12 protein-coding genes are annotated in these 8,024 nt (G+C 64.7%); 3 read left to right on the top strand and 9 right to left on the bottom strand.

What is annotated here, in order from left to right; translation table 11 throughout:
• The 4 genes from M3498_01635 to M3498_01620 form a co-directional block, all read right to left on the bottom strand.
• Positions 1 to 818, bottom strand: an 818-nt coding sequence (locus tag M3498_01635) for a metal-dependent hydrolase (GenBank protein MDQ3457998.1), incomplete at its 3' end; no start/stop codon positions are given.
• On the bottom strand, positions 815 to 1,531 hold the full coding sequence (locus M3498_01630; GenBank protein ID MDQ3457997.1) for a TolC family protein: 717 nt from the start codon (positions 1,529 to 1,531) through the stop codon (positions 815 to 817). The genes M3498_01635 and M3498_01630, both read right to left, overlap by 4 nt.
• Positions 1,528 to 2,424, bottom strand: a complete 897-nt coding sequence (locus M3498_01625; protein MDQ3457996.1) for an ATP-binding protein — start codon at positions 2,422 to 2,424, stop codon at positions 1,528 to 1,530. The genes M3498_01630 and M3498_01625 overlap by 4 nt, the downstream gene beginning before the upstream one ends.
• A complete protein-coding gene (locus M3498_01620; GenBank protein ID MDQ3457995.1) occupies positions 2,424 to 3,641 on the bottom strand; it encodes a hypothetical protein in 1,218 nt (405 codons plus the stop codon). The genes M3498_01625 and M3498_01620 overlap by 1 nt, the downstream gene beginning before the upstream one ends.
• A gap of 224 nt (positions 3,642 to 3,865) precedes the next feature.
• Between M3498_01620 and M3498_01615 the strand changes: the two genes are divergently transcribed.
• Positions 3,866 to 4,186, top strand: a complete 321-nt coding sequence (locus tag M3498_01615; GenBank protein MDQ3457994.1) for a hypothetical protein — start codon at positions 3,866 to 3,868, stop codon at positions 4,184 to 4,186.
• An 88-nt stretch (positions 4,187 to 4,274) separates the two neighbouring features.
• Here M3498_01615 and M3498_01610 read toward each other — a convergent pair whose 3' ends face one another.
• From M3498_01610 to M3498_01590, 5 genes are all read right to left on the bottom strand, one after another.
• Positions 4,275 to 5,210 (bottom strand): hypothetical protein, encoded by a 936-nt coding sequence (locus M3498_01610; protein ID MDQ3457993.1) that lies wholly within the window; start codon positions 5,208 to 5,210, stop codon positions 4,275 to 4,277.
• On the bottom strand, positions 5,203 to 5,415 hold the full coding sequence (locus M3498_01605; GenBank protein MDQ3457992.1) for a hypothetical protein: 213 nt from the start codon (positions 5,413 to 5,415) through the stop codon (positions 5,203 to 5,205). Before M3498_01605 ends, M3498_01610 begins: the two co-directional genes overlap by 8 nt.
• Positions 5,412 to 5,765, bottom strand: coding sequence for a VRR-NUC domain-containing protein (locus M3498_01600; GenBank protein ID MDQ3457991.1), 354 nt, complete (start codon positions 5,763 to 5,765; stop codon positions 5,412 to 5,414). The genes M3498_01605 and M3498_01600 overlap by 4 nt, the downstream gene beginning before the upstream one ends.
• The gene (locus M3498_01595) at positions 5,765 to 5,977 is read right to left on the bottom strand and encodes a hypothetical protein (protein MDQ3457990.1); all 213 of its coding nucleotides are present in this window, start codon (positions 5,975 to 5,977) and stop codon (positions 5,765 to 5,767) included. Before M3498_01595 ends, M3498_01600 begins: the two co-directional genes overlap by 1 nt.
• A gap of 116 nt (positions 5,978 to 6,093) precedes the next feature.
• Positions 6,094 to 6,402 (bottom strand): helix-turn-helix domain-containing protein, encoded by a 309-nt coding sequence (locus M3498_01590; protein ID MDQ3457989.1) that lies wholly within the window; start codon positions 6,400 to 6,402, stop codon positions 6,094 to 6,096.
• Positions 6,403 to 6,794: 392 nt separating this feature from the next.
• Between M3498_01590 and M3498_01585 the strand changes: the two genes are divergently transcribed.
• Positions 6,795 to 7,496, top strand: coding sequence for a helix-turn-helix domain-containing protein (locus M3498_01585; GenBank protein ID MDQ3457988.1), 702 nt, complete (start codon positions 6,795 to 6,797; stop codon positions 7,494 to 7,496).
• Positions 7,489 to 8,024, top strand: a 536-nt coding sequence (locus M3498_01580) for an N-terminal phage integrase SAM-like domain-containing protein (protein MDQ3457987.1), incomplete at its 3' end; no start/stop codon positions are given. The genes M3498_01585 and M3498_01580, both read left to right, overlap by 8 nt.

Raw genomic sequence — 8,024 nt, 5'->3', positions numbered from 1 at the left:
GAGGTGATGAGGTCGGTGACCAGCCGGCCCTCCAAGTCAACCCGGTAGACCGATGAGGCGATGGGCTCACCCTTCCAGGCGGTGATGCGGCGCGTCTGAATGTTGGCGGCCGCGCCTTGGCCGGCGGTGTAGGCCCGGCCGCCCTCGTCCTCGAGAAGCAGCTCCTCGGGCGTGAGCGCGTCGATGATGCGGTAGCGGCCGCTGATCTCCTCGTTGGTCAAGAGGTTGTGGCCGCGCACCTCGGCCCACACCTCGAAGTCGTCACGCCATCTGAGATAGTCGGCCGATGCGCTGTAGGGCGCCCCGATGAAGCGGTGGAACCATGGGCTGAAGCCGTCACCGGATAGCGGCATAAGAGCGACGGCAGCGACCGCGAAGCAGCCAAGAAAGGCAAATTCTCGCGGGCTGCCGTAGGGAACGCGAAGCGAGCGGTTATTGACCATCCAGAACTGGAGCCTGAGCGGCCAGAGAAGCGGCACGCCCATGATGTTGGCGGTGTCCAAGACGATGTGGCTAAACACGCCCACAAGCAGCCAGGCCCACACGGCCGGGTTAAGGGCCAGCAGCGGGGCGGTCAGGACCGCCAGGGCGGCCATGCCGACCAGCGAGTGGGTGATGGTGCGGTGACCGAAGCGCTGCTCGAGTGGCCCTGACACCGGCGTTATCCAGCGGCCAAGGCCCGACGTCGTGGTGTCGATGTCGGGCAAGAGGGCGCCGGCAGCCAGGGCGGCCCCACCGGCGACGCCGGGCGGCGCGTCGAAGCCTGCGGCGATGACCCCGACGAGACCGGCAAAGGCCAGGTGAGTGGCCGCCTTCATCCCCGAATCACCTCGAGCGTCTCCTGGGGGCTCAGGCCCACCGTCGCGGCCAGTTGCTCGAGCGCAATCACGAGCTCGCCGTTCGCCCGCAAGAGCGCCACCGCCGACGATGACACCGCCGACTGGGCGGCCAGTTGGTCGGAGATGGTCGACTCGCCAATCTCGAGCCGGGCCTGCACGACCCGAAAGGCAGCGTCGGATGAATCGACGGCCAGGGCGGCAGCCTGGACGCTCTGCCGGGAGACGACATAGCGGACGAAGGCGCCTGCCGTCTCAGCGCGGGCTGAGGCGCGGGCCGCTGCCAGCCCGGCCCGGAGAATCGTCGTCTGGTCGTTGTGGACGGCCAGCGCCACCACATCGACGCCGGCGGAGATGGAATAGGACGGCGACAGTTGGCCGTAGAAGTCACCGCTCACACCGGCGCCCACGTTGAGACTGAGAGCGTCGGCCAGGCGGCCGCCTATCTCGAGCTGGGCCTCGCCGACTCTGAGCGTGGCGGCGGCCTGGAGGATGGTCGGGCTGCGCTCCTGAGCGACCGCCACAAGCCGCTCCAGGGCCTCCAGCTCCGCCGGGCTAAAGAAGGTCTCGAGTTCGGTCTGTCGGGGCGGCTGAGCCTCCTGAGCGGCCAAAGTGCCCTGTGAAACGGGTGCCGGGGCGGCTTCCTCAGCGAGAGCCAAGGGGCAAAGCAAGAGCAGAACCAGAAGATATTTCATAAGCTCCTCGGCCGGATGGTCGAACGAATCAGCGGCCCGAAAATAACCAAGAATCCAATGCCGATGCCGCTAATCACGTAGAGGTCCATGTCGCCCTGGGCGCGGGCGATGTAGCGGGCGGCCACCACAAAGGCGCCCAAGACCAAGAGGAGCGGCGCGATGGAAACGCCCTGAATGTCCTGCTCGACAAACTGCTGACCCGAGATGTCCCTCGCTCTTACCAGCGCCTCGCTCGAGTGGTACTTGACCAGCCGGGCGAGTTCAAACGGCGAGCCTTGGGCGAGGTCAAGCACCCGGCGCCGGTACACTTCCGGCTCGTCGGCGGTGATGCGGTAGCGGTCGATGAGCGATTCCAGCAGCTCCTCGGCCTGAGCTTTGGAGAGCCGGCCAAGCTGCACTTCATCAAAGCGCTTCCAAAAGCGCTTCATGCCGTGCTTCTGCAAAGCGGCCGGGTCGGTTGCGGCGATGAGGATGCAAGCCTCGCACAGCGCCTCGAGCCAGGGTCTAGAAGAGTTGTTGATGCCGGAGGCGTCATCTATAACGATGATGACGCCTCCGGAGCCGGCGATATGCACCAGGTCGCGCGCCCGCTCGTCGTTGCTTGCGAAGCGCTTTGACCACTGCTTGATTGCCTGCTCGAGCGGCCCCGTCTCAGCCGTCAGCCCATGCGCGTGCAGGCCCGCGTACAGCTCACGGAGGAAGGTGCCGAAGGGGCTAATCCGGCTGATAAAGACCGGCTTGCCCTCCTCACAAAGCAGCGGCTCGATGACCTCGAGCAGCGCGCTCTTGCCCACGCCGGCCTCGCCGATGAGCAGCGAGCTGCGGCCCTGGGCGACGTTGCTCAGAATCGCTCTGACCTCGGCCTCGCGGCCGATGAAAGCGTCGAAGTCCATCAGCGCGGGTTGCTCCCGTCCGTGCAGCCGCCCATCTCTATCCTGTCCAGGCCCTTGACGGCAATCACCTCGACGTCCAAGAGATAGCAGTAGCCGTCGGCGCCGAGCGGCAGCGGTCCCTGCTCACGAGTCAAGACGGCTTCACCCTGCCCGGTGGGCGGGTTCGCGGTGAGCACCTGATTCCGGCCCACATCGCGAAAGGTCAGGCTGCCCCGCTCGATAGAGGTGTCTTTGGGCAGGCTGAACCGGTAGCGGGCAAAGACGCCCTTATCGTTCTCGACTAAGACCACGTTGGTGTTGATGCCGTCGGTAAAGGTGTGCTGCTTGAGGAGTTCGCGCTCGCCGCTCGCGCAGGCGCCGGCGTTACCCACGCTCGCGCACAGGTCGCCGGTGAGCGCGTCATGGTAGCCGGTGACGAACTCGGCCACGCCCCAGTTGCTAAAGCTCTCCTTCATGACCGCGCTGCGAGCGCACGAGGAAAAGCCCTGGCCGTGCAAGCAGGCCCGCTCACTCAGCTCGAGCGGGTTGATCGCCTCGACGCGCACGAGCGCCCGATGGCCGCGGCCGGGCATGTGCCTGAGCTGCACGGTGCGGGTGGTGCCCTTGCTGTCGGTCACCTTCCTTGTCGCCAGGATGGTGTCTTGTGGGGTGCGCTGGGCGGCGGCCTCACAGATGCGCGTCTCGAGCACACCCCAAACCTGATCGCCGTTGGGCGCTCTCGCCTCGAGCTGTGCGCTAATCCAGGCGCACATCCGGGCGTCGGGTTGGTAGACGTAAGGGCTGGGCCAGCTAAGCGTGCGGCTCGAGCGGCCGGGTAGCGCCGTGAAGCTCACTTGCTTCTGGCCGTTCGTCGCCACGGTCTGCCAGCCGTCGGCCGGCTCTATCCATGAGTTCATCGTTCCGGTGATGGGCGTGGTGTCGCTATACCAGCGAATTTGCGGAACCGCCCTCGAGCGCGGCCCGGCGCCGACCGGGTTGTAGTTGCGAATCTGGATTGTCAAGAGCGGATTCCGTAGGTTGGCCGCCTCCAGGTCGCTCGGCTCGATTGCCTGGAACTCTATCTGTTCCTTGCCCCAAACGACCTCAAAGTGCCCCTCTGCGCTGACGGTGTAGTGGCCGCCGTCGTCCTGATCCTCGCCGGCAGCGCCTCGCCCCGGCTCCTCGCTCGCCCCACATGCCGCCAGAAGCAGCGCCAAGACCCAAAAAACCCCAAACATCCCTCTCATGGCTCACCCTTTTCTGCCCAGGGCGGCTGCTGCCGAAGCTCGCCGTCGAAAGTGAAGTAGTGCCCGCCGCCGCTCCGCCGCCCCAAGGCGCTCGAGCATCGTTTTGTACGTCGCTCACCTTAAAATCTAAGGTAGTTTCTGCTGCTCGTCAAGCGACCTGTGCTACTGGCGCATAGGTAATAGTGTGTTCTAGAGCGTTTAAGTTAGGATTAGGCATGAAAAAGCGACCCTCGGAGATGCTCAGCAATGCCGAGCGATATAAGAATCTAAGCACCAAGCAGGTGCTCGAGTACATCGGCGCGACCCGCCGAGAAACGGTGTGGGCCTATGTCCGGCTTGGCAAGCTTCCGAAGCCGCGCTATCTGCGCGCCCACCGGCCGGTGTGGCGGCTGGGCGAGGTCTTGGACCACCTCGAGCACAAGATGCTTGGCTACGACGAGCGGCAGCGCGGGCTGCGCGGCGAGGTCGCCAAGCAAGCGCCCAAAGCGCTCACCACCGCCGAGCGGATGCGTGAGCGCTTTGGGCTGAAACGCTAGCGGCCTCTCGGCCGGCTGCGGCCCTTGCGGAGCTGCCGGTAGAGCCGGGCGGCCAGGCGGATGAGGCGGAGGATTTGGCTAGTGGTCATCAGTTCGCTCCCATTCTCTTGCGCTCGAGCCCCATCCGCTCCAGGAACTCGGCGGCCCGCCGTTCGCTCTCGGCCTGCTCATCGGCGCTCAGCGATTCCCAGAGCGCGTCCTCCTCGGCCTTGACCGCGGCGGCCCGCTCGGCCAGCTCGGCCGCGCCCGGCCCGCGCCCACCACCACTGGGATTGTGGGCTAGACCCGCTGCGGCGTCCAGGTTGTCTTTGAGACGAGTGCGGAAAGAACGGCTGTCCTCGGAGTCCTTGGGCTTTTGACTTTGGGCGACGAGGCCGCGCGCGCGCTCGAGCGTGAGCGCCGGCCATGCCTTTCTCCGGCCGGGAAGCTCGAGCATCATGCTGTCGTAGTGCTCGCCGAATTTGGCTTTTAGGAGCTTTTCAAGGGTGGTGGTCGCCGGTTGCGCTGGCGGCTCGTCATCGACCGCCACCACTTTTTTTTCGCTTGCCCTTCCACTTCCACTTGAACTTGTACTTGTACTTAAACTTAGGGGGGAGTTGTCCGGCAAAGCGCGGGAGTTGTCCGGCAAAGCGCGGGAATTTTCCGGGAGTTGTCCGGCGACCGGAGGAAGTGCCTGTGGCACATCCGTCCTGGACGGGTATTTTGGCTGCTCGCGGTCCTTGCGAATGCCTTGCTGGTGCTCATTCCAACTTGGAAAACAGAGGAAGCGCTTGCCCTCGGCCTCATAGATGGAGATGAGCCCGAGAACGTCCATCTCGCCGAGCATGGCGTCTATGTCCTCGAGCCCTATATCCAGCAGCGGGCAGACGCGGCCCTTGACGATGCGCGGGTTGGCGCTCAGGCGGCCCTCGACGTCGGCGTGGGCAATGAGCCAGGTGAACAGCAGCCGGGCGGTGTCGCTGCCGAGCTCGGCCACCTGCTCGGACTCCGAGATGCCCTTAGAGAGAAAGCGGCCCCTAGCCATGGCCCGGCCCTTGCAGCGCTCGGTAGGCCAGCTCGAGCCGCTTTAGGCCCTCGGCCTCGTCGCCGAAAGCCCAGGCGCCTAAGCCGCCCAAGACATGTTGATTCAGGTCGTGAGTGATGCGGCCCGGTTGGATCTCGACTCTGTGCGGCAGCTCGCCGCGAATGGCCGCCCGCACCAGCGGCTTGTAGTCGCGTGGGAGGCTCACAGCGCCCCGGGTTGGGGGCCGTCCCTCAGCCCGTTGGCCCGAAGAGCTAGCGTAGCGACCACGTCGTCCCAGTCCTGCGGTCGCCACACTTGCACCGTGACCCGCTCGACGCCCGCGAGCTCGCCCAGCCAGCGCTCTTGGTCCTTGCTGGGCTGCTCATCATCCCGCTTTAGCTCGACGAACATGAGCACCGGCGGCTTGAGAAGCACCAGGTCGGGAAAGCCAGGCTCACTCCGCCTCGAGTCGTGGGTGTGGTAGAGAAGCCAGCCTTTGAGCTTGGCGAGGTCGCGGACCTGCTGCATGAACGCCTTTTCGCTCTTGAGCGTCCTGAGCGCTCGTGGCTCGTTCATCAGGCCGCGTCCAGTTCGGCGAGGGAGCGCGCCCGCTCGAGCCTCAACGTGGCGTCATAGAGGCGCAGCATGTAGGGCGTCCAGTCGCGGCCGTCTTCAAAGGTGCGCTCGGCCAGTGTCATCAGGCGCTCGCGCCTGCGCTCGAGATGGGAAATCGGGGGGCGCTCCCCCGGTCTCTGGGCTACCTGTATTCCCTTGAGGGGTATGCTCACGGCTGCCTCCTCACTTCCGCGTGAGACGGTCGCTGCGCTGCTTCTCGCTGACGCTCGGAACTAAGGACGGTAAGGCGGCTCACGCTGCCTTTCCAATCAAGCTGGACGAACGGTTCTCATGCCGAATAGAGCTCTGCATCCGTGTCCTGGTGTTCGTAGTAGTCGCGGATGTCGCGCTCCAAGAGGCGGACCTTTCCACCTACACGCCTGCTGCGGATGAGGCCTTTGGCCCGGAGGCTGTCCAGGTCGTAGCGGCTGATGTTCATGCGCGCCGCCGCCTCGTCGAGTGTGTAACTCGTGTACGGGTCCACGCCCGGCGCCTTGGGCTCGAGCCTCGCCGCCAGACGCTCCTCCACTGCCTGAGCCGTCGCCTCGATGCGGGCGCGCTCGAGCTCGGATTCGGCGATGAGGTCGGCAGCGCTCACCTGCGGCCTTCCTTCGGGGTGCCGCGCGAATCTAGACCAGCCATCTCCATGAGCACACTCGCCGGTTCACGGTCCAGGGCTCGAGCCAGCGCACTGGCTATCGACACTGCCGTGTCCAGTCGAGGAGTGGCGCCTAGAGCTTCGATGTTAGTGAGCTGCCCGAAACTGACCGCTGCGTCTCGAGCCAGCTCGTAGCGGGTAAGCTTTGCCTCCTCCCTGAGGCGTCGCACGCTCCGACCAGCTTTACTATTACTAGAATAATGACCTGCGACAGTCATAACTGCTGCCCTCCTTCAAATGCTTTAAGCGAGAGTTCAAGCCACGCTTTAAGACTACTACTACTCTCTAAATAATACAAGCTTCTAGTGCTATTATAATGCTAGTATTCGCTTATGGCCGTGGTGGACAAGAGCATGACCTTTGGAGAGCACTTGCGGCAAAAGCGGGAGGACTTGATGAGCAAGGACTCGCGCTACTCGCAGGAGAATATCGCTGCTAGGTTGGGTAGGGGATTCAGCCAGCCGACGCTCAGCAAGATTGAACGCGGCCTGAAACCCGTCGAGGAGATTCATCCTCGAGACTTGCAGCGGCTGCTCGATGAGTACGGTTTCGGTTCGCTCGAGATAGGCGACCTCGCCGAGAAGTTCGGCCTCGCGCTCGTCTCGAGGCAAACGCACCTGGCGACCTTCCAGAGCGACACGCAGGTGCCTTTGCAGTCCGTCAACGTCTACCCGGCGGGCACGGGCCCGGCCTGGGACATCGACGACATCCTGGACGTGGTGGGCATTCCCGACAGCGTCTATCCTGGCGTCCAGAAGATAGGCCTACGGGCCATGAGCGACAGCATGACGCCCTATCTGCCCAAAGGCGCGGTGGCAGTCGTGGCGCTCGACGACGGTCTGGTGAAGCCTGGGGACTTCTGCGGGGTGTGGATGAACGGCGACGGTGTGGTGGTCAAGCGCTTCGTGAAGGAGGTCGGCGGCGAGCTCTTGCTCGAGTCCTTGAACCCTGACCCCGGCGAGGACAGGATTTTCACCGCGCCGCTGGGAAGCCGCATCATGGGCAAGGTGGTCAAGCGGGTGATGGATGGCTAGGCGCAGCGCCGGCGAGGGCTCGGTCTTCCAGCGCTCGGGAAAATCAAAGCGCTCGAGCTGGGTCGCCGAGATCGCGGTGAGCCTCCCCGATGGCAGCCGCAAGACGATCACCGGCTACGGGACGACGCAGAAGGAAGCCAAGTTCGAGCGTGAGCGCAAGGTCAAAGAGGCGATGGCCGCGGCCTCGCTGCGGACCAGGTGGACCGTCGGTCAATACCTCGACCACTTCCTCGAGCAATGCGAGGCGCGGGTGAGGGCGAACACGCTCAGCATCCGCACGTATTCGACCTACGAGACCGGCGTCCGCGTGAACATCAAGCCGCGGCTCGGCAGGATTCCGCTCGAGCGGCTGCAACCTCATCAGGTCCAGGAGTGGATCACCAGCCTGCTCGGAGAGAAGAGCGCCGCGACCACCCGCAAGGCGCGCGCCACGTTGCACACGGCGCTCGAGGCGGCGGTCGATTGGGGGATGCTGACCAAGAACCCTATCCCCAAGCGCAGCGGGATTCAGGAGCGCTCGCCGGAAAT

The organism is Deinococcota bacterium, assembly GCA_030858465.1.
Lineage (GTDB): Bacteria > Deinococcota > Deinococci > Deinococcales > Trueperaceae > JALZLY01.
The sequence above is the reverse complement of the archived record's forward strand: the minus strand, read 5'-3'. Positions and strand labels throughout refer to the sequence as shown.

What these genes read in the sequence shown, in the direction of transcription:
- M3498_01630 (MDQ3457997.1), bottom strand. Translation starts at nt 1,531, where the DNA reads ATGAAATATCTTCTGGTTCTGCTCTTGCTTTGCCCCTTGGCTCTCGCT.
- M3498_01625 (MDQ3457996.1), bottom strand. Translation starts at nt 2,424, where the DNA reads ATGGACTTCGACGCTTTCATCGGCCGCGAGGCCGAGGTCAGAGCGATT.
- M3498_01620 (MDQ3457995.1), bottom strand. Translation starts at nt 3,641, where the DNA reads ATGTTTGGGGTTTTTTGGGTCTTGGCGCTGCTTCTGGCGGCATGTGGG.
- M3498_01615 (MDQ3457994.1), top strand. Translation starts at nt 3,866, where the DNA reads ATGAAAAAGCGACCCTCGGAGATGCTCAGCAATGCCGAGCGATATAAG.
- M3498_01610 (MDQ3457993.1), bottom strand. Translation starts at nt 5,210, where the DNA reads ATGGCTAGGGGCCGCTTTCTCTCTAAGGGCATCTCGGAGTCCGAGCAG.
- M3498_01600 (MDQ3457991.1), bottom strand. Translation starts at nt 5,765, where the DNA reads ATGAACGAGCCACGAGCGCTCAGGACGCTCAAGAGCGAAAAGGCGTTC.
- M3498_01585 (MDQ3457988.1), top strand. Translation starts at nt 6,795, where the DNA reads ATGGCCGTGGTGGACAAGAGCATGACCTTTGGAGAGCACTTGCGGCAA.